The organism is Streptomyces sp. NPDC093260 (assembly GCF_040683715.1).
GTDB classification, from domain to species: Bacteria; Actinomycetota; Actinomycetes; order Streptomycetales; family Streptomycetaceae; genus Streptomyces; species Streptomyces sennicomposti.
Window position 1 is genome coordinate 73,398 of the sequence record NZ_JBFBEK010000033.1, and the last position, 20,167, is coordinate 93,564.

At 71.3% G+C, this 20,167-nt stretch carries 11 protein-coding genes, 1 tRNA gene, 1 rRNA gene and 1 pseudogene; 2 read left to right on the top strand and 12 right to left on the bottom strand.

Annotation, left to right across the window (positions count from 1 at the left end; genetic code table 11):
* The first annotated feature begins 10 nt into the window (after positions 1-10).
* The gene (locus AB0N63_RS31115; RefSeq protein ID WP_365534229.1) at positions 11-856 is read left to right on the top strand and encodes a DNA-formamidopyrimidine glycosylase family protein; all 846 of its coding nucleotides are present in this window, start codon (positions 11-13) and stop codon (positions 854-856) included.
* A 28-nt stretch (positions 857-884) separates the two neighbouring features.
* Here the strand turns inward: AB0N63_RS31115 and AB0N63_RS31120 are convergent, their stop codons facing one another.
* The 9 genes from AB0N63_RS31120 to AB0N63_RS31160 form a co-directional block, all read right to left on the bottom strand.
* Positions 885-1,241: a hypothetical protein gene (locus tag AB0N63_RS31120; protein ID WP_365534232.1), complete on the bottom strand. Its 357-nt coding sequence runs from the start codon at positions 1,239-1,241 to the stop codon at positions 885-887.
* A gap of 286 nt (positions 1,242-1,527) precedes the next feature.
* Positions 1,528-1,902, bottom strand: coding sequence for a helix-turn-helix transcriptional regulator (locus AB0N63_RS31125; RefSeq protein ID WP_019981938.1), 375 nt, complete (start codon positions 1,900-1,902; stop codon positions 1,528-1,530).
* Between the two features lie 109 nt (positions 1,903-2,011).
* Positions 2,012-2,557: a CinA family protein gene (locus AB0N63_RS31130; RefSeq protein WP_365534235.1), complete on the bottom strand. Its 546-nt coding sequence runs from the start codon at positions 2,555-2,557 to the stop codon at positions 2,012-2,014.
* Positions 2,554-3,405, bottom strand: coding sequence for a CDP-diacylglycerol--glycerol-3-phosphate 3-phosphatidyltransferase (gene pgsA / locus AB0N63_RS31135; RefSeq protein WP_365534237.1), 852 nt, complete (start codon positions 3,403-3,405; stop codon positions 2,554-2,556). Before pgsA ends, AB0N63_RS31130 begins: the two co-directional genes overlap by 4 nt.
* Entirely contained in the window at positions 3,402-4,874 is a 1,473-nt protein-coding gene (gene rimO, locus AB0N63_RS31140) for a 30S ribosomal protein S12 methylthiotransferase RimO (RefSeq protein WP_365534239.1), read from the bottom strand. The genes pgsA and rimO overlap by 4 nt, the downstream gene beginning before the upstream one ends.
* Positions 4,875-4,976: 102 nt before the next feature.
* On the bottom strand, positions 4,977-5,819 hold the full coding sequence (locus AB0N63_RS31145) for a helix-turn-helix domain-containing protein (protein ID WP_365534241.1): 843 nt from the start codon (positions 5,817-5,819) through the stop codon (positions 4,977-4,979).
* A gap of 300 nt (positions 5,820-6,119) precedes the next feature.
* A complete protein-coding gene (locus AB0N63_RS31150) occupies positions 6,120-8,969 on the bottom strand; it encodes a DNA translocase FtsK (protein WP_365534243.1) in 2,850 nt (949 codons plus the stop codon).
* Between the two features lie 393 nt (positions 8,970-9,362).
* The gene (locus AB0N63_RS31155; protein ID WP_365534245.1) at positions 9,363-10,040 is read right to left on the bottom strand and encodes a response regulator; all 678 of its coding nucleotides are present in this window, start codon (positions 10,038-10,040) and stop codon (positions 9,363-9,365) included.
* 340 nt (positions 10,041-10,380) lie between these two features.
* Positions 10,381-15,936 (bottom strand): HAMP domain-containing protein, encoded by a 5,556-nt coding sequence (locus AB0N63_RS31160; RefSeq protein ID WP_365534248.1) that lies wholly within the window; start codon positions 15,934-15,936, stop codon positions 10,381-10,383.
* A 396-nt stretch (positions 15,937-16,332) separates the two neighbouring features.
* On the opposite strand from AB0N63_RS31160, the gene AB0N63_RS31165 reads away from it, so the two are divergent.
* Positions 16,333-19,089, top strand: coding sequence for a SpoIIE family protein phosphatase (locus AB0N63_RS31165; protein ID WP_365534250.1), 2,757 nt, complete (start codon positions 16,333-16,335; stop codon positions 19,087-19,089).
* Between the two features lie 74 nt (positions 19,090-19,163).
* Here the strand turns inward: AB0N63_RS31165 and AB0N63_RS31170 are convergent.
* From AB0N63_RS31170 to rrf, 3 genes and pseudogenes are all read right to left on the bottom strand, one after another.
* Positions 19,164-19,236: transfer RNA gene (locus AB0N63_RS31170), tRNA-Thr, on the bottom strand.
* A gap of 42 nt (positions 19,237-19,278) precedes the next feature.
* Positions 19,279-19,998, bottom strand: a pseudogene (locus AB0N63_RS31175) (DegT/DnrJ/EryC1/StrS family aminotransferase); the annotation flags it as partial.
* A gap of 76 nt (positions 19,999-20,074) precedes the next feature.
* Positions 20,075-20,167: ribosomal RNA gene (rrf, locus tag AB0N63_RS31180) — 5S ribosomal RNA — on the bottom strand; the annotation flags it as partial.

Genomic DNA, 20,167 nt, shown 5'->3' on the forward strand with positions numbered 1-20,167 from the left:
CCCTTGAGCCATGCCCGAAGGTGACACGGTCTGGCAGGCCGCCCGGCGGCTGCACGAGGCGCTCGCCGGCCGGGTGCTGACCCGCAGCGACTTCCGGGTGCCGCAGTACGCCACGGTCGACCTCTCCGGCCGCACCGTGCTGAACACGATCGCCCGCGGCAAGCACCTGCTCACGCGCGTCGAGGGTGGCCTGACCCTGCACACGCATCTGCGGATGGAGGGCGCCTGGAAGGTGTACGGCGACGGCGAGCGCTGGAAGGGCGGGCCGGCCCACCAGATCCGCATCGTGCTGGCCACCGCCGAACGGGCCGCCGTCGGCTACCGTCTCCCCGTGCTGGAGCTGCTGCGCACCAGCGAGGAGGACCGGACGGTCAGCCATCTCGGCCCGGATCTGCTCGGCCCCGACTGGGACCCGGACCTCGCCCTGGCCAACCTCCTGGCCGACCCCGCGCGGCAGCTCGGCGAGGCCCTGCTCGACCAGCGCAATCTCGCCGGCATCGGCAACGTCTACAAGAGCGAGCTGTGCTTCCTGCTCGGAGTGACTCCCTGGCTGCCCGTCGGCGCCCTGCCCGCCGACCGCGCCGCCAAGCTGCCCGTCCTCGCCAAGAAGCTGCTGGAGGCCAACAGGGACCGGGTGGTGCGCCGGACCACCGGCCTGCGCGGCCAGGACCTGTTCGTCTACGGCCGCGCGCCCCGCCCCTGTCTGCGCTGCGGGACCTCCGTCCGGGTGGCCGACCAGGGCGACGGCGTCCAGGAGCGCCCCACCTACTGGTGTCCCGCCTGCCAGAAGGGACCCGCCCCACCGCCCGGCTCACCCCAGAGATGGCGCGACCGCTACCGCCGTACGGACAGGTGACACCGACCGGCCGCCGGACCACCGCGGCTCACACCGCCGCGGCCTCGCCGCCCGCTCCCGCGTCCCCCTCGGCAGCCACGCCCTGCGCAGCCACGCCGCCCGCAGTCACGCCTTCCGCATCCGCCGTCCCAGCGGCCACCTCGTCGTCGCCACCGCCGACGACAACAGCCGCCGCACGCCCCGCGGCCCTCCCCGCCGCCTTGCCCTCCTCCTTCGGCACACAGTGCACCGGCAGTACGCTCACGCCCCAGCCGCCCGCCGTGATGGTCCCCTCGAGCACGCCCGCGTCCCTGGAGAACACCAGCCGCAGCACCGCCCACCACCACACCGCGCCGAGCCCCAGGGCGGCGCACCAGCGGACTGCCGGCCCAGCCGTCGCACCCACGCACCCACCTCCAGCCCGACGCTAGACCGCCGCCCACGCACGCAGGAGGGCGCACCGGGGTACGCGGGGGCGCTCGCTCATGCGTCAGCGCCGGTCGAGCACACCGCGGCCCGGCCTCCACCATCACCGCACGGCACCCCCACGGCAAACGCTCCGGACGCCCAGGACGGGGCCGCGCCCCGCGGCACACGCACGAAGACCCCGGCCAGGTCTCCCCCGGGATCTCCCGGAGAGCCCCGGCCGGGGCCTCACGAACGTAGGTGTCAGTGCACGCGCGTGCGACAGGTCACGCCGCTACCACGTCCACCGCCTCGGCGGGCGCCTTGATGGTCACCCGTTCCGGTGGCACACCGGTCACCGACACGGAACCCAGCATCGGGCGAACCGGCGTGGGCACGCTCTCGGTGGCCGCAGCAGACTGGGCCAGCTCGGCGAGGGCGAGCTCGTCGCTCACTTCCCTCATCAGCTCGGACATCCGTACGTCCAGCGCGTCGCAGATCGCGGAGAGCAGCTCGGAGGAAGCCTCCTTCTGCCCCCGCTCCACCTCGGAGAGATAGCCGAGCGAGACTCGGGCGGACGAGGAGACTTCGCGCAGAGTACGGCCCTGGCGTTGGCGCTGCCGACGCAGCACGTCACCCAGCAGGCGACGGAGCAGAATCATCGGTGGCTCCCTCCTCGGACCGCGTAGCCGCATCCTTCACGCCCCACCGTACCGCCTCGCGCTGCGGCCGTGCGGGGAGCGATGTCGTGTTCACTCAGGGCTGCAAACATCAAAACCCCCCGTTCCGTTCCGTATCCTGTGCCCGCTCATTCCCAGTCTGTTCGCCCGCAATCCGCTCCAGGAGCAGTGCGAGTACGCTCCGTACACTCTCCATACGAATTTCCGCCCGGTCTCCGTTCAACCACAGCTCGGCCGTTTTCCCGTCGCACGAGGCGCCGGAACCGGCCCCCGCGGGACCGCTCACGGCCACGAAAACCGTCCCGACGGGCTTGCCGTCCTGGGGGTCCGGGCCCGCCACACCGGTGGTCGCGATGCCCCAGTCGGCGCCGAGCGCCGTCCTCACACCTGCCGCCATCTCGGCCGCGACCTGCGGATCCACCGCACCGCGCTGCGCCAGCAGGGTGGCGTCCACCCCGAGCAGCCGATGCTTCAGCTCCGTGGCGTAGGCGGTGACGGAGCCCCTGAAGACCTTGGAAGCTCCAGGCACCGAGGTGATCTCGGCCGCGACCAGTCCACCGGTCAGCGACTCGGCGACGGCGACCGTCTCGCCCCTCACCGTGAGTAGTTGCACCACTTCGGTGGCCGGCGAACTCACCCTCGCGACTCCTCCAACGCCGCGCGGCGCTCGGCGATTCCCCGCCGCCGCAGCACGATGGCCTGCCGTACGTAGTCCAGCCCCGTCACCACGGTCAGCACGACGGCGGCGGCCATCACCCAGAACCGGAGGGTGGCCAGCCAGCCCGTCAGCGCCAGCACGTACATCCCGACGGCGACGCCCTGGGTGAGCGTCTTCAGCTTGCCGCCACGGCTGGCCGGGATGACGCCGTAGCGAATGACCAGAAAACGCAGCAGCGTGATGCCCAGTTCCCGGCCGAGGATCACCCCGGTCACCCACCACGGCAGATCGCCGAGGCCGGACAGACAGATCAGCGCCGCACCCATGATCGCCTTGTCGGCGATCGGGTCGGCGATCTTCCCGAAATCGGTGACGAGGTTGTACGTCCGCGCCAGATGACCGTCGAACAGGTCGGTGATCATGGCGATGGCGAAGGCGGCCCAGGCGAAGGAACGCCACGCCGGGTCGTAGCCGCCGTCGGCCAGCATCAGCGCGACGAAGCCGGGCACCAGGAGCAGCCGCAGCATCGTCAGCAGATTGGCGACGTTCCACACGCTGGCCTGGTTGACGGCGGCGGCCGTGATCTTCCCGCCGCGCGGGGTCCGGCCCCCGTCCTGCTGGGCGGCGTCGTCGCCCGCCGGGCGGGAGGCGGCACCGGAGGCGCCGGAATCACCGGAGCCGAGACGAGCGGTGCCCAAGGTCCCCGAGGTACCAGTGGTCCCGGGGGTCTCCAGGGCGCCGGTGGCGCCGCGCGCGTCGGCGCGGCCCGCGGCCGCTCCCTGCGCGCCGGAGGAACCACCCGCCGCGGATGCCGGGACTCCGGTCATCTGGCCGTCTCCTCACTGCACGCGAACGCGCCCGTCAGCGGCTCGGCCACCAGGTCGACACCCTCCGTGCCGACCACCTTCGCGTCGACCATACGGCCGACGGTCAGCCCCTCGGCGTCGCTGAGCCGTACCTGGCCGTCCGTCTCCGGGGCCTGGTGCTCGCCCCGGCCGAGAGCGCCCTCCTCGGCGTCCACGGACTCCACGAGTACCCGCACCGTCTCGCCCAGGCGCTCCTCGGCACGCTGGGAGACGAGTTCCTCGGCCAGCCGCGAGATGTGCGCCAGCCGCTCGTCGACGACGTCCTGGTCCAGCTTGTCCTGGTACGTCGCGGCCTCGGTGCCCTCCTCGTCGGAGTAACCGAAGACGCCGATGGCGTCCAGCCGGGCGCCGTTCAGGAAGCGCTCCAGCTCGGCGAGGTCGGCCTCGGACTCGCCGGGGAAGCCGACGATGAAGTTGGAGCGCACGCCGGCCTGCGGCGCCTTGCTCCGGATGGTGTCGAGCAGCTCCAGGAAGCGGTCGGTGTCGCCGAAGCGGCGCATGGCGCGCAGCACGCCCGGCGCGGAGTGCTGGAAGGAGAGGTCGAAGTAGGGGGCGACCTTCGGGGTCGAGGTCAGCACGTCGATCAGGCCGGGGCGCATCTCGGCCGGCTGGAGGTAGCTGACCCGCACCCGCTCGATGCCGTCGACCTCGGCCAGCTCGGGCAGCAGGGACTCCAGCAGGCGGATGTCGCCGAGGTCCTTGCCGTAGGAGGTGTTGTTCTCGGAGACCAGCATGATCTCCTTGACGCCCTGCTCGGCCAGCCAGCGGGTCTCGTTCAGCACGTCACTGGGACGGCGGGAGATGAAGGAGCCGCGGAAGGACGGGATGGCGCAGAACGAGCAGCGCCGGTCGCAGCCGGAGGCGAGCTTGACGGAGGCGACCGGGGAGCCGTCCAGGCGGCGGCGCAGCGGCGCGCGCGGTCCGGAGGCCGGGGCGACACCCTCGGGCAGGTCGGCCGGGCCGTGCCCGGGCAGGGCGACGGCGGCGCCTGCCTCCTGGCGCTCGGCCGGGCTGATCGGCAGCAGCTTGCGGCGGTCGCGCGGGGTGTGAGCGGCGTGGATGCCGCCGCTGAGGATGGTCTGGAGGCGGTCGGAGATGTCAGCGTAGTCGTCGAAGCCGAGCACCCCGTCGGCCTCGGGCAGGGCCTCGGCCAGCTCCTTGCCGTACCGCTCGGCCATGCAGCCGACGGCGACGACCGCCTGCGTTCTGCCGTGGTCCTTGAGGTCGTTGGCCTCCAGGAGGGCGTCGACGGAGTCCTTCTTGGCGGCTTCCACGAAGCCGCAGGTGTTGACCACGGCGACGTCCGCGTCCGCGGCGTCCTCCACGAGCTGCCAGCCGTCCGCCTCCAAACGGCCTGCGAGCTCCTCCGAGTCCACCTCGTTACGGGCGCAGCCGAGAGTGACGAGTGCGACGGTGCGGCGTTCAGGCATGGGCTCAAGACTACTTCGTCTCCGCGACGGCCCACGTCGAAGGGGTTGGCCGATCTTGGCCAACCCCTTGTCCGCGTGTCCTGCCGGGCCCCTGCTCACGGGCTATCCGACCTGCGGGTCACCCTTGGTGTACGTGAGGCGTTCCACTGCGCCGGGCTGGAACTGGTCCTCGATCTTCTTGCCGTTGACGTACAGCTCGATGGCGCCGGCGTCACCGAGGATCAGGTTGATCTTGGTGTTGTCCTGGAAGGTCTTGGACTCGCCCTTGTTCAGCAGGCCGTCGAAGAGCATGCGGCCGTTGTGGTCCTTGGCGGAGATCCAGCTGCGGCCGTCGGGCGCGCTGACCTGGACGGTCACCTTGTCCTGGGGTGCGGCCGCGATGGCGCTGTCGGACGGGGCGGGCTTCGGGGCGGCGGGCTTGGGCTTCTTCGGGGCCGGCGTGGCGGAGGTACCGGTGCTCGCCGTGGCGCCCTCGGCGAGCTGCGTCTTGTCGGAGCTGTCGCCGCCCCCGCCCTTGACGGCGGTGAAGCCGACGAAGCCGATCACGACGACGATCGCGGCGACCATGGCCGCGGTCCAGTTCGGGCCGCGCCGCTCGGGGCGGATACGTTCCGCCTCGAAGAGGGGGGCGGCCGGGGTGGGCGCGGGCCGGCCGCCGTGCTCGGCGGCGTACTGGGCGAGCAGCGGGGCGGGGTCGAGACGGACGGCGCGGGCCAGGGTCCGGATGTGTCCGCGGGCGTAGACGTCACCGCCGCAGGGGGCGAAGTCGTCGGCCTCGATGGCGTGCACGATGGCGATGCGGACGCGGGTGGCGGTACTGATCTCGTCGACGGTCAGGCCGGCGGCGAGCCGCGCGTCCTTCAGGACACGGCCGATGGAGGGGCGGGCTTCCTCGGAAACGTCTTCGAACGGACGCTCGTCTTCAGGGGAGTTGCCGATGGACACGGGGGCGCCTTTCGAGCGTGTAGCCGCCTGTGCTGGACATTCAGTCTAGGGGTGTGCCAAAGGGTGGAGCGACCCGGCGGTACGACTTTGTACGCCATCGGAATGGCCGGTCAATCCGATGACGGGACAGCTGCGGAACCCGTGGTGGGACTTGGTGGGTCCCCCACCGGACCTCTTGCTGAACTGGACGTGCGGCCGACGGAGAGGGTTGCCCGCCGGCGGCTAACGGGTGGATCACGAAACCGCCCGGCCCGCGCACCCGCGGCGGGCGTCACCGCCGGAGGAACGGCTCCCTGACGCCTACCCCGCGGACTCTCCCCGAATCAGGGCCAGTACACCGTCCAGGTCGTCGGGTTTCACAAGAACGTCACGCGCCTTGGAGCCCTCGCTGGGTCCGACGATGTTCCGGGACTCCATCAGGTCCATGAGCCGCCCGGCCTTGGCAAAGCCGACGCGCAGCTTGCGCTGGAGCATGGAGGTGGACCCGAACTGGGTGGAGACGACCAGCTCGGCGGCCTGGCACAGCAGGTCGAGGTCGTCGCCGATGTCCTCGTCGATCTCCTTCTTCTGCTTGCTGCCGACGGTGACGTCGTCCCGGAAGACGGGCGCCATCTGGTCCTTGCAGTGCCGTACGACGGCGGCGACCTCGTCCTCGGTGACGAAGGCGCCCTGCATACGGGTGGGCTTGCTGGCGCCCATGGGCAGGAACAGCCCGTCGCCCTTGCCGATCAGCTTCTCGGCGCCGGGCTGGTCGAGGATGACGCGGCTGTCGGCGAGCGAGGAGGTGGCGAAGGCGAGCCGGGAGGGCACGTTCGCCTTGATCAGACCGGTGACGACGTCGACCGAGGGCCGCTGCGTGGCGAGCACCAGGTGGATGCCGGCGGCGCGGGCGAGCTGGGTGATGCGCACGATCGCGTCCTCCACGTCGCGCGGCGCCACCATCATCAGGTCGGCCAGCTCGTCCACGATGACCAGCAGGTACGGGTACGGCTGCAGCTCGCGTTCGCTGCCCTCGGGCGCCTTCGCCTTGCCGCTGCGGACGGCGGCGTTGAAGTCGTCGATGTGCCGGAAGCCGTACGCCGCGAGGTCGTCGTAGCGCAGGTCCATCTCGCGCACCACCCACTGGAGCGCCTCGGCGGCCCGCTTGGGGTTGGTGATGATCGGCGTGATGAGGTGCGGGATGCCCTCGTAGGCGGTCAGCTCGACCCGCTTGGGGTCGACCAGGACCATCCGGACGTCCTCCGGGGTCGCCCGCATCATGATGGAGGTGATCAGGCAGTTGATGCAGGACGACTTGCCGGAGCCGGTGGCGCCGGCGACCAGGATGTGCGGCATCTTCGCGATGTTCGCCATCACGTAGCCGCCCTCGACGTCCTTGCCGAGCGCGACCAGCATCGGGTGGTCGTCCTCGGCGGCCGCGGCGAGCCGCAGCACGTCGCCGAGGTTGACCATCTCCCGGTCGGTGTTGGGGATCTCGATGCCGACCGCGGACTTGCCGGGGATCGGGCTGATGATCCGCACATCGGGGCTGGCGACGGCGTAGGCGATGTTCTTCGTCAGCGCGGTGATGCGCTCCACCTTCACGGCGGGCCCGAGTTCGACCTCGTAGCGGGTGACCGTCGGGCCGCGGGTGAAGCCGGTGACCCGGGCGTCGACCTTGAACTCGGTGAAGACGGTGGTGAGCGATTCGACGATCGCGTCGTTGGCGGCGCTGCGCGCCTTGCCGGGGCCGCCGCGCTCCAGCAGGTCCAGGGCGGGCAGGGCGTAGGTGATGTCGCCGGAGAGCTGGAGCTGTTCGGCGCGGGGCGGCAGGTCGCGGGTCGTCTCGACGGGCGGGCTCTTGGTGAGGTCCGGGACGCCGCCGGTCGGCTCCTCGCGCGCGGGCCGGGCGGCCGGCGCCTCCGCCCGGGTCCTCGCCGCCGGGGCGTCCTGCTCGGGACGCGCGGCGGGAACGGGCGTGGGAGCAGCGGCCGGGGGCGAAGCGGAGGCCGGGGCCGGCGTGGGGGTCGGTGCCGGGCCCGAAGCCTCCCCGCGCTCGCCGCCCGCGGTGACGCCCTGGGTGAGGTCCGCGACGACCGGCGAGGGCGGCATGCCGTGCAGCACGGCGCCGTCGAGCGCGGCGGCGGCAGCGGCGGCGACGTCCACGGCGTCCAGCCGCTGGTCCATGTCGGGCTGCGGCACGGCGGAACGCCGGGGGCGGCCGCGCCGCTTGGACAGCGCCTCCTGCTCGGCGCCCTCGGGGTCGTAACCCTGGGCGGCGCTCTGCCGCTTGCGGGGGCGCGCGGGCAGCGCCTCGCGCCACTGGTCGTCGTAGCGGGCGTCGTCCTCGGTGTACTCGGTGTACGCGTCGAACTCGTCGTCCTCCGGGTCCGGCAGAAGGCCGAGCCTGACCCCGAGCAGCCGCAGCCGCTGCGGGATGGCGTTGACGGGGGTGGCGGTGACCACCAGCAGGCCGAACACGGTGAGCAGCACCAGCAGCGGCACGGCCAGCATCTCGCCCATCATGTACGTCAGCGGGGTGGCCGCCCCCCAGCCGATGAGGCCGCCGGCGTCCCTTATCGCCTGCATCCCGTCGCTGCGGGCCGGCGAGCCGCAGGCGATGTGCACCTGCCCGAGCACGCCGAGGACGAGCGCGGACAGGCCGATGACGATACGGCCGTTGGCCTCGGGCTTCTCCGGGTGCCGGATGAGGCGTACGGCGATGATGCCGACCAGGATCGGCACGAGGAGATCCAGCCGCCCGAAGGCCCCGGTCACCAGCACCTCGACCAGATCGCCGACCGGCCCGCGCAGATCGGCCCAGGTGCCGGCGGCGACGATCAGGGCGACGGCGAGCAGCAGCAGGGCGACGCCGTCCTTGCGGTGCGCGGGGTCGAGGTTGCGGGCGCCCTGCCCTATCCCCCGGAACACGGCGCCGACGGCGTGCGCGAGCCCCAGCCACAGGGCGCGCACCACTCGGTACACGCCCCCGGTCGGACTCGGCGCGGGCCGGGGCGCGGGCCGGACGGCGGCCTTCTTGGCGGGCGCCTTCCGGGCCGGGGCCTTCTTCGCGGGTGGCCTTTTCGCAGCGGCCCTCTTCGCCGGAGCCTTGGAGGGAGCGGCCGCCTTCTTGGCGGGCTGCTTCTTGGCTGCGGAGGGACGTGAGGCCATAGGTGTGAGATTACCGGTGGAGAGGGCGCCGGACACGTGTGCGCCCGCCTTCACCCGTTCGTGTCGCCCGCGCGGGAACGTTCAGCTGACGCGGCCTCACCAGGGCCGCTGGGCGGCTGATTCACCTCGGGCCCGCCCGCCCGTCGACGGTTCCGTCCGGCAAGTCACGGAGACTGGCCACCCGTTACGACTCCCAGGGCCGAACGTGGCCCGAACCTGCCCTTCATGAAGCTTCTCCCCACCCCCGGCGGGAAGCCGCTCCCCAGCGAGGTCATCGCGCGCCCCATCACGACCGCGACCCGCGCTGCCCGGAGGCCAACCCGGCCCCACCCGGGCAACCACGCCGGCCTCAGCCCCGAGCGCCGCCCCCGGACCGCCCCGCAGGGCGGTCCCTCAAGAGGACACCGAAGCTCCGCTCCCGGCCCCCGGCTCCAGCGCGTCCAGGGCCCGGCGCAGGCCGGTCAGCTTCCGCTCGAGGTGCGCCGCCGTCGCGACGGCCGCCGCGTCCGCTGACTCGTCGTCCAGCTGCTTGGACAGCGCCTCGGCCTGTTCCTCGACGGCGGCCAGGCGCGCGGACAGCTCGGCGAGCAGACCGGCGGACTCCTTGCCCTCGCCGGTGCCGCCCTCCTTGCCGCCGCCCTCCAGCTGGAGGCGGAGCAGCGCGGCCTGCTCCTTGAGCTGGCAGTTCTTCATGTACAGGTCGACGAAGACCGAGACCTTCGCGCGCAGCACCCACGGGTCGAACGGCTTCGAGATGTAGTCCACCGCGCCCGCCGCGTACCCGCGGAAGGTGTGGTGCGGGCCGTGGTTGATCGCGGTGAGGAAGATGATCGGGATGTCCCGGGTCCGCTCCCGCCTCTTGATGTGCGCGGCTGTCTCGAATCCGTCCATGCCCGGCATCTGGACGTCCAGCAGAATGACCGCGAAGTCGTCCGTGAGCAGTGCTTTGAGCGCTTCCTCCCCGGACGATGCCCGCACCAGCGTCTGATCGAGCGCAGAGAGGATGGCCTCCAGCGCCAGCAGATTCTCCGGCCGGTCATCGACCAGGAGGATCTTGGCCTTCTGCACCATGGCCCGCCCTCCTCGCCCCGGCTTGGGGCCGCCCCTGTCCGCAGGAACCGGGGAGGCACCGGCGGGTGCCGCCCCAGGGGACGACTCCCGTGAGCCGTCCGTCCTTGTGCCGGTCATCGTAGCCGCACCCCGCCCGTCGCCACACCCTGTCACCGCGATGTCACTGTGCACGTAGCGGAAACGGAGCGGGAGACGAGAAGGTTCCCCGATCCCCGCACTTCTACACGGATCCGGACCCCCGGAGCCGACGCCTCCGCTCGCGTCCCGGAGCCCGCCGCCCCGGCACTTCCGCCACTCCTTCCTCTGCCCCGCGTTCCCCGGGGCACTCCCGTTCCGTACGTCACTCCCCGCGCATCCACTGCTCCATCACGGACAGCAGATGGTCGGGGTCGACCGGCTTGGTGACGTAGTCGGAGGCGCCCGAGCCGATCGCCTTCTCCCGGTCGCCCTTCATCGCCTTCGCGGTCAGCGCGATGATCGGCAGCCCGGCGAACTGCGGCATCCTGCGGATCGCCGTCGTCGTCGCGTAGCCGTCCATCTCGGGCATCATGATGTCCATCAGGACGACCGCCACGTCGTCGTGCTGCTCCAGCACCTCGATGCCCTCGCGGCCGTTCTCGGCGTACAGCACCGACAGGCCGTGCTGCTCCAGGACGCTGGTCAGGGCGAAGACGTTGCGGATGTCGTCGTCGACGATGAGCACCTTCTCGCCGCCGAACCGGATGTCCCGGTGCGCCTTCGCCGCGGCCTCGGACTCCGCGGGCGAGGCGGACGCACCGGCCGGCGCCGGCTCCCGCTCGCCCTCGTGCCCCTGCCGCTGCCCCGGCTCCTGCTGCCGGCCGGCGGGCAGCGCCTTGCGGCGGCGGCGGAACAGCGCGGCCGCGCCGTTCTGCGTCTCCTGGTACGACTTGACCTCGGCCGGCGTCTCCACCTCGGCCGCCGAGAGCTCGGACAGCTCCGAGAGGCCCGGCAGTTCGGACAGGTGCGGCTCGGCGGCCGCGACCAGCTCGTCGGCGTCGAGCGCGGAGGCGGGCTGCTGGTAGCCGTGCGGCGGCAGCTCGCCCGGGTGCAGCGGCAGGTACAGGGTGAACGTCGAGCCGCGGCCCGGTTCGCTCTGCGCGTGGATCTCGCCGCCGAGCAGCTGGGCGATCTCCCGGGAGATGGACAGACCGAGGCCCGTGCCGCCGTACTTGCGGCTGGTGGTGCCGTCGGCCTGCTTGAACGCCTCGAAGATCACCCGCATCTTGCTGGCCGCGATGCCGATGCCGGTGTCGGTGACGGAGAACGCGATCATGTCCGCCTCCGGGTCGGTGAGCGACCCGGCCTCCAGCAACTGCTCCCGGATCGCCTGCGGGACCTCGTCCCGCGCCGGGCGGATCACCAGCTCCACCGACCCGGAGTCGGTGAACTTCACCGCGTTGGACAGCAGGTTGCGCAGCACCTGGAGGAGCCGCTGCTCGTCGGTGTGCAGCGTGGCGGGCAGCTCCGGCGAGACCCGCACCGACAGGTCCAGGCCCTTCTCGGCGGTCAGCGGCCGGAAGGTGGCCTCCACGTAGTCGATCAGCTGGACGAGGGCGATGCGCGTCGGGGAGACGTCCATCTTGCCCGCCTCGACCTTCGACAGGTCCAGGATGTCGTTGATCAGCTGGAGCAGGTCGGAGCCGGCGCCGTGGATGGTCTCGGCGAACTCCACCTGCTTCGGGGAGAGGTTGCCCTCGGCGTTGTCGGCGAGCAACTTGGCCAGGATCAGCAGGGAGTTCAGCGGCGTGCGCAGCTCGTGCGACATGTTGGCCAGGAACTCGCTGCGGTAGCGCATGGAGACCGCGAGCTGCTCGGCGCGCTCCTCCAGGACCTGCCGCGCCTCCTCGATCTCGGAGTTCTTCGCCTCGATGTCGCGGTTCTGCTGGGCCAGCAGCTCGGCCTTCTCCTCCAGTTCGGCGTTGGACGCCTGCAGCGCCTTCTGCCGCTGCTCCAACTCCTCCGACCTGAGGCGCAGTTGCTCGGTCAGCTCCTGGGACTGCTTGAGCAGCTGCTCGGTCTTGGTGTTGACGGAGATGGTGTTGACACTGGTCGCGATCATCTCCGCGATCTGGTTCAGGAAGTCCTTCTGGATCTGCGTGAACGGCGTGAACGAGGCCAGCTCGATGACGCCGAGGACCTTCCCCTCGAACAGCACGGGCAGCACGATCACCTGCGCCGGCGGGGCCTCCCCGAGCCCGGAGGCGATCTTCAGATAGCCGCTGGGCGCGTCCTTGACGAGGATCGTGCGCTTCTCCTCGGCGGCCGTCCCGATCAGCGCCTCGCCCGGCCGGAACGACGTCGGCATGGAGCCCATCGAGTAGCCGTAGGAGCCGAGCATGCGCAGCTCGTAGGCGGTGTCCGGGTCGCCGCCGAGGTCGCTGCCGTCGGCCGGCGGCATGGCGACGAAGAACGCGCCGTGCTGCGCGGACACCACCGGCGTCAGCTCGCTCATGATCAGCGACGCCACGTCCTGGAGGTCCCGGCGGCCCTGCATCAGCGCCGAGATGCGGGCCAGGTTGCCCTTGAGCCAGTCCTGCTCCTTGTTGGCGATCGTGGTGTCGCGCAGATTGGCGATCATCTTGTTGATGTAGTCCTGGAGTTCCTGGATCTCGCCGGAGGCGTCCACGTCGATCTTCAGGTTCAGGTCGCCGCGGGTCACGGCGGTCGCCACGCGCGCGATGGCGCGCACCTGCCGGGTCAGGTTCCCGGCCATCTCGTTCACCGACTCGGTCAGGTCCCGCCAGGTGCCGTCCACGTCCCGCACCCGCGCCTGCCCGCCGAGCTGGCCCTCGGTGCCCACCTCGCGGGCGACCCGGGTGACCTCCTCGGCGAACGAGGACAGCTGGTCGACCATCGTGTTGATGGTCGTCTTCAGCTCCAGGATCTCCCCGCGCGCGTCGATGTCGATCTTCTTGGTGAGGTCGCCCTTGGCGATGGCGGTGGTGACCATGGCGATGTTGCGCACCTGACCGGTCAGGTTGGACGCCATCTGGTTCACCGACTCGGTGAGGTCCTTCCAGGTGCCGGCCACGCCGGGGACGTAGGCCTGGCCGCCCAGGATGCCGTCGGTGCCCACCTCGCGGGCCACCTTGGTGACCTGGTCGGCGAACGAACTCAGCGTCTTGACCATGGTGTTGAAGGTGTCGGCGAGCTGCGCGACCTCGCCGCGCGCCTCGATCGTCACCGTCCGCGTCAGGTCGCCGTTGGCGACGGCCGCCGCCACCTGGGAGATGTTGCGCACCTGCATGGTCAGGTTGTTGGCCATCAGGTTGACGTTGTCGCTGAGGTCCTTCCAGATGCCGACCACGCCCGGCACGTGCGCCTGTCCGCCGAGGATGCCCTCCGTGCCCACCTCACGGGCCACCCGCGTCACCTGCTCGGCGAACGAGGACAGCTGGTCGACCATCGTGTTGACGGTGGTGACCAGTTCCAGGATCTCGCCCTTGGCGTCGACGGTGATCTTCTTCGACAGGTCGCCCTTGGCGACGGCGGTCGTGACCTCGGCGATGTTGCGGACCTGGATGGTCAGGTTGTTCGCCATGAAGTTCACGGACTGGGTGAGGTCCTTCCAGGTGCCGGCCACCCCCTGCACCTCGGCCTGGCCGCCCAGGATGCCCTCGGTGCCCACCTCGCGGGCCACGCGCGTGACCTCCTGCGCGAACGAGGACAGCTGGTCCACCATCGTGTTGAGGGTGTTCTTCAGCTCCTGGATCTCCCCGCGCGCGTCCACGGTGATCTTCTGGGAGAGGTCGCCGCGGGCCACGGCGGTGGCGACCTGGGCGATGTTGCGCACCTGCGAGGTGAGGTTGCCGGCCATGCCGTTCACCGAGTCGGTCAGGTCGCGCCACACCCCGGCCACGCCGGGCACCTGCGCCTGGCCGCCCAGCCGCCCCTCGGTGCCCACCTCCCGGGCCACCTTGGTGACCTGGTCGGCGAAGGCGGAGAGCTGGTCGACCATCGTGTTGATGGTGTTCTTCAGCTCCAGGATCTCCCCGCGCGCGTCGACGTCGATCTTCTGCGACAGGTCGCCGCGCGCCACCGCCGTCGTCACCTGTGCGATGTTCCTCACCTGACCGGTGAGGTTGGACGCCATGGAGTTGACGGAGTCGGTCAGCTCCTTCCAGGTGCCCGACACGCCGTCCACGCGCGCCTGGCCGCCGAGGCGGCCCTCGGTGCCCACGTCCCGCGCCATCCGGGTCACCTGGTCGGCGAACGAGGACAGCTGGTCCACCATCGTGTTCACGGTGTTCTTCAGCTGGAGCATCTCGCCGGAGACGTCCACGGTGACCTTCTGCGACAGGTCGCCGTTGGCCACCGCCGTCGTCACCTGCGCGATGTTCCTCACCTGACCGGTGAGGTTGCGGAACGCGGTGTTGACGGAGTCCGTGAGGTCCTTCCAGGTGCCCGCCGCGCCCGGCACCTGCGCCTGGCCGCCCAGCTCGCCCTCGACGCCGATCTCCCGCGCCACCCGCGTCACCTCGGCGCCGAACGCCGAGAGCTGGTCCACCATGCCGTTGACGGTGTTCTTCAGCTCCAGCATCTCGCCGGCCACGTCGACGGTGACCTTCTGCGACAGGTCACCGCTGGCCACCGCCGTCGTCACCGCGGCGATGTCGCGCACCTGGGTGGTGAGGTTGCGGAAGACCGTGTTGACGGAGTCCGTGAGGTCCTTCCACGTCCCGGCCACCCCGGGCACGTTCGCCTGCCCGCCGAGCCGGCCCTCCGCGCCGACCTCGTTGGCCACGCGCGTGACCTCGTCCGCGAAGATCCGCAGCGTCTCGGTCATCTGGTTGATCGTCTCGGCCAGCCGCGCGACCTCGCCGCGCGCCGGCACGGTCACCTTCTGAGACAGATCGCCGTTGGCGACCGCCGTCGTCACCTGTGCGATACCGCGCACCTGAGCCGTCAGGTTGCCGGCCATCAGGTTCACCGAGTCGGTGAGTTCCTTCCAGGTGCCGTCCACCCCGGGGACGTGCGCCTGGCCGCCCAGGATGCCGTCCGTGCCCACCTCGCGGGCGACCCGCGTCACCTCCGAGGAGAACGCGGAGAGCTGGTCGACCATCGTGTTGACGGTGTTCTTCAGCTCCAGCATCTCGCCGGCGACGTGCACCGTCACCTTGCGCGACAGATCACCCTTGGCCACCGCCGTCGTCACCAGCGCGATGTCGCGCACCTGAGCGGTCAGCCGCGACGCCATCGTGTTGACGGAGTCGGTCAGGTCCTTCCAGGAGCCGGACAGGCCGCGCACCCGCGCCTGACCGCCCAGCTTGCCCTCGGTGCCCACCTCACTGGCCACCCGGGTGACCTCGTCGGTGAAGGTCGACAACTGGTCGACCAGATTGTTGACCGTCCGCCCGACCTTCAGGAACTCCCCGCGCAGCGGATGCCCCGTCCCCTCGGCGGACTGCGTGCGCAGCTCCATGCGCGGCGAGAGATCGCCCTCGGCGACCGCCGAGAGCACTCGTCCCACCTCGGAGACGGGCCGTACGAGATCGTCGACGAGCGCGTTGGAGTTCTCGATCGCCGCCGCCCAGGAGCCCTCGCAGGCGCCCGTCTCCAGCCGCTCGGTGAGTTTTCCCTCACGTCCCACCATGCGCCGTACCCGGGCCAGCTCACCTGTCAGGTGCAGATTGCGGTCGGCCACCTCGTTGAAGACCGCGGCGATCTCCGACATCACGCCGTCTCCGGACACCGTGAGCCGCTTGCGGAAGTTCCCGTCCCGCATCCCCACCAGCGCGGCCAGCAGCCGGTTCAGGGCGGCCGTGTCCACCGCTGTGGTGCCGCCGCGCGGTGCGCGCCGGCCGGCCAGGGACGATCCGGACGGTCCGCCTTTCGCGCGCGTCTTCGTGCCCCGCGTCGCTGCGCCAGACTCCACTGTGTCCCTCCCGCAGGGGTCGACCATCACTGCTGTGCTGACGGCACTACGGTTAGTAGTACCTACTGATCGGCGTATCAGTTACCGCCGCGTACGTCTGCCCGATGCGACCAGGCCACACGAAAGGGCTGCCTACCCGCAAGCGGGGAACGCACCCCGCCCGACCGAACCGACACCATGAGCCTGCCCAGTGTTTCACCCCCACCGAACCAGGCCATAACAGTTCGGCAGCTTCGCACACCGTCCGCACACCCTCCGGGCGAAATCACCGATGACCGGCATCCGCACGGGCGGCGAAGGTAAGTAACCTTGCATGCGGCTGTCCAGCCGCGCCGGTCCGACCGGCCATGGGCGGTGGCACGGAAACGAGCGGGCATCGGAGGGCGGCCGCACACAATGACCACCGGAGTGATCCCCGGGGAACAGCCCCCGGAGCCGCGGCCGCAGGACCCGCAGCTGCCGGAGCAGCGCGGCGAGCCGCGCGGCCCCGAGGACCCGCCTGTCGACAACCGGACGAGGAGTTCTGTGATCACCGCGCGCGCGGCCGCCAGTTTCGAGCCCCTGGGACGATCGGTCGCGACCGCCCGCTCCTTCGTCCGCGACACCCTCCAGGGGTGGGGCTTCGGCGACATCGTCGACGACGCCGTGGTCCTCACCAGCGAACTGGTCACCAACGCCGTCGTCCACGCCGGCACCGCCGCCGACGTCCTGTGCCTGCGCAGTGACGAAGGGGTACGGATCGAGGTCTGCGACCGCTACCCCGAACGCGAGATCCCCCTCCAGGGCGCCGCCGTCGACATGGGCAGCCCCGACCGCGAGGGCGGCCGCGGCCTGCAACTGTGCGCCGCCCTGGCCGGCCGCTGGGGCGTCGAGTACACGCCCACCCACAAAATGGTCTGGTTCCGACTTGACCTGCCCGCCCGCCAGGTCGGCACCCGCACCGCCGGCCCCGCACTGCCCGCCGAACTCCTGCCGCTCGCCGACGGCCGGGTCCGCGTCGCCGTCGTCCAGATCGACCGCGGCGGCACCATCACCGCCTGGAACGAGGACGCCGAGGAACTCTTCGGTTACGCCCCGGAACTGGTCGTCGGCAAGCCGCTCACCGACCTCGCGGCCTGGCCGCACACCCCCGGCACCGGCACCGGCATCGCCGAGGCCCTCCAACTCTCCCGCTGGGAGGGCAGCTACGGCATCCGCGGCGCCCACGGCCGCGTCATCCCCGTCTACGCCTCCCATCTGCGCGTCCGCGACACCGGCGGCGAACCCTCGACCGTCTGCCTGCTGGTGCGCGATCACGAACGCGCCGTCCTGCAGACCCCGCTGCGCGTCCCGTCGAGCGGGGACCCGGGCACCGGAGCCGACGGCTCCACCACCGACCCGTTCGAGGTCTTCATCGGCTCCCCGGCCCCCGACGACCTCGACGGCCTCCTCCAGCGCACCGTGGAACGCGCCCGCGACATGCTCGACGGCGACGCCGCCTTCCTGTTGCTGGCCACCGACGACGAGACCGAGCTGGAGGTCCGCGCCTCCACCGGCCTGCCCTCCGCCCGCCAGCGCTTCGCCCGCGTCCCCGTCGAGGCCGGCCCAGGCCGCTACGGCTCGGCCCGCATGCCCGCGGTCCACGACGACCTCAGCGCCACCCCCGCCGCCGTACCGCTGCTCGGCGGCACCGGCATGCGCTCGGTCGTCACGGTCCCGCTGAAGGTCGAAGGCCGCCTCACCGGCTCCCTCGGCGTCGCCGCCGAAGCCCCCGGCCGGTACTCCAACGAAGAGGCGCTGCGCCTCCAGTTCGCCGCCGACCGCATCGCCCTGGCTGTCGAATCGGCCCGCCTCGGCGAACTGGAGCGGCTGCGCCGCGGCTCCCTCAGCTTCCTCGTCGAGGCCTCCGACCTGCTGGCCGGCACCCTCGACCGCGACCAGACCCTCGCTCTGATGGCGCAGATGACGGTCCCCACCCTCGCCACCTGGTGCGCCGTCTACACCATCGCCGACCAGGCCTCCGAGCCCTACCTCTCCTACGTCCTGCACGAGGACGAGGAACTCATCGACGGCATCAAGTCCCTGCTGTCGAAGATCGCCCCGCCCGACCCGGTGCCGACCCCCGGCGCCCGCGTCTGGTCCGCCCCCGGCGAGGCCGCCCACCAGGCCGCCCTGCGCAGCTCCATGCGCAGCCTCAGCCTCGGCGACTCCCACCACCGCATCGGGAGCACCATCGGCCCCACCCTCGCCACCGCAGCCGCGGTCGGCGGGGAGACGGTGGTGCTGCCCCTGGTCGCCCGCAACCGCGTCATCGGCATGCTCACCCTCGGCAAGCCCACCGACGACCACTTCCGCCAGGAGATCCTGGAACTGGCCGAGGACCTCAGCCGCCGCGCCGCGCTCGCTCTGGACAACGCCCGGCTGTACTCGGAGCGCACCGCCATCAGCCAGTCCCTCCAGCGGAGCCTGCTGCCGCCCGGCCTGCCGCAGATCGACGGCGTCGAGGTCGACGTCATCTACCGCGCGGCCGGCGAGGGCAACGAGGTCGGCGGCGACTTCTACGACCTCTTCCCCATCCGCGACGGCGCGTACGGGTTCGCCATCGGCGACGTCTGCGGCACCGGCCCGGAAGCCGCGGCCGTCACGGGCCTGGCCCGCCACGCGCTGCGCCTCCTGGCCCGCGAGGGCTACGGCGGCCCGGCCGTCCTGGAACGCCTCAACTCCGCCATCCTGGACGAGGGAGCCCGCAGCCGCTTCCTCACCCTCCTCTACGGCGAGCTGTGGCCGCAGGAGGACGGCAGCGCCCATCTGAAGGTGGTCTGCGCCGGCCATCCGCTGCCGCTGCGCCTGCGCCAGGACGGTTCGGTGGAGCCGGCCGCCGAACCGCAGCCGCTCCTCGGCGTCATGGAGGATCTGGAGCTGTACGAGCAGTCGGTCGTCCTGGAGCCGGGCGACGTCCTGCTGTGCGTCACGGACGGCGTCACCGAGCGCCGCGAGGGCACGCGCATGCTGGGCGACGACGGCCTCGCCGACGTCCTCACCACGTGCACGGGTCTGACCGCCGGCGCGGTCGCGGCCCGCATCATGCGCGCGGTGGAGCGTTTCGCCTCGGACGCGCCGTCCGACGACATGGCGATTCTGGCGATGCGTGTGCCGGAGCTGCCGCGGGACTGAGGCGGCGACTCGGAGTACGAGCCTCAGGATACGAGAAAGGCCCCGCCCGGAAGGGCGAGGCCTTTTCTCTTCGGAGCCCCCAAACGGAATCGAACCGTTGACCTTCTCCTTACCATGGAGACGCTCTGCCGACTGAGCTATAGGGGCCGGTCGCCTTTTCCGAGGTTTCCCTCGCGGCAACGGAATAGATCATACCCCGAATCCGGCCGTGCTCCCAACCACGATCGGCCCGCCCAGCGCGTTGCACGCCGACACGATCCGCTGCATCTCCCGCCGCGTCAGCGAGGCGTCCACCGGCAGCGCGAGCGTCTCCTCGGCGGCCCGCTCGGTCTCCGGCAGCGACAGGTACCGGCGGAACGCGGGCAGTCGGTGCACCGGCGTCTTGACCGGCACCCGGCAGTCGACTCCCTTGGCCCGTACGGCGCGTGCGAAGGCGTCCCGGTCCGGCCTGCCATTGCCCTGCACCCGCACGACGTACTGCTGGTAGGTGTGGCCGGCGCCGGCGTCGGGCGTGCGTACTCCGCGCAGTCTCGTGTCGAGGTAGGCGGCCCGCTCCCGGCGCCGCGCCGTCTCGTCGTGCGGCGCGTCGGCCTCACGCTGCTCCAGTACCAGCAGCCCGTGCCGTCGCCCCACCTCGTGCAGCCGCCGCACGTCGGCCGACCGCCCGAAGCGGTGCACCACGACGACGGCCGCCGTCCGGACGGTTACGGCAGCTTCGACCGCGGCGGCGTCGAGGCAGTAGGTCACCGGGTCTATGTCGGCGAAGACCGGCTGCGCCTCGGCCTGTATCACCGCTTCGGCGACTTCCACATTCCCGAACGCCGGCACGACGACCTCGTCACCGGCACCGACGCCGGCGGCCCTGAGCAGTACAGCAACCCTCATGACGCATGATGCTCGTGGCACAACGTGAACTGCACATGACGACGAACAAAAAAGGGTTGGACCCGGAACCGAAGTTCGGGGTCCAACCCTTTGAAGATTTGTTCGGCGGTGTCCTACTCTCCCACAGGGTCCCCCCTGCAGTACCATCGGCGCTGAAAGGCTTAGCTTCCGGGTTCGGAATGTAACCGGGCGT

Bases quoted from the DNA above. Each gene is read 5' to 3' on its own strand.
- AB0N63_RS31155 (WP_365534245.1), bottom strand. From the start codon at position 10,040: ATGGTGCAGAAGGCCAAGATCCTCCTGGTCGATGACCGGCCGGAGAAT.
- rimO (WP_365534239.1), bottom strand. From the start codon at position 4,874: ATGCCTGAACGCCGCACCGTCGCACTCGTCACTCTCGGCTGCGCCCGT.
- AB0N63_RS31165 (WP_365534250.1), top strand. From the start codon at position 16,333: ATGACCACCGGAGTGATCCCCGGGGAACAGCCCCCGGAGCCGCGGCCG.
- AB0N63_RS31125 (WP_019981938.1), bottom strand. From the start codon at position 1,902: ATGATTCTGCTCCGTCGCCTGCTGGGTGACGTGCTGCGTCGGCAGCGC.
- pgsA (WP_365534237.1), bottom strand. From the start codon at position 3,405: ATGACCGGAGTCCCGGCATCCGCGGCGGGTGGTTCCTCCGGCGCGCAG.
- AB0N63_RS31150 (WP_365534243.1), bottom strand. From the start codon at position 8,969: ATGGCCTCACGTCCCTCCGCAGCCAAGAAGCAGCCCGCCAAGAAGGCG.
- AB0N63_RS31115 (WP_365534229.1), top strand. From the start codon at position 11: ATGCCCGAAGGTGACACGGTCTGGCAGGCCGCCCGGCGGCTGCACGAG.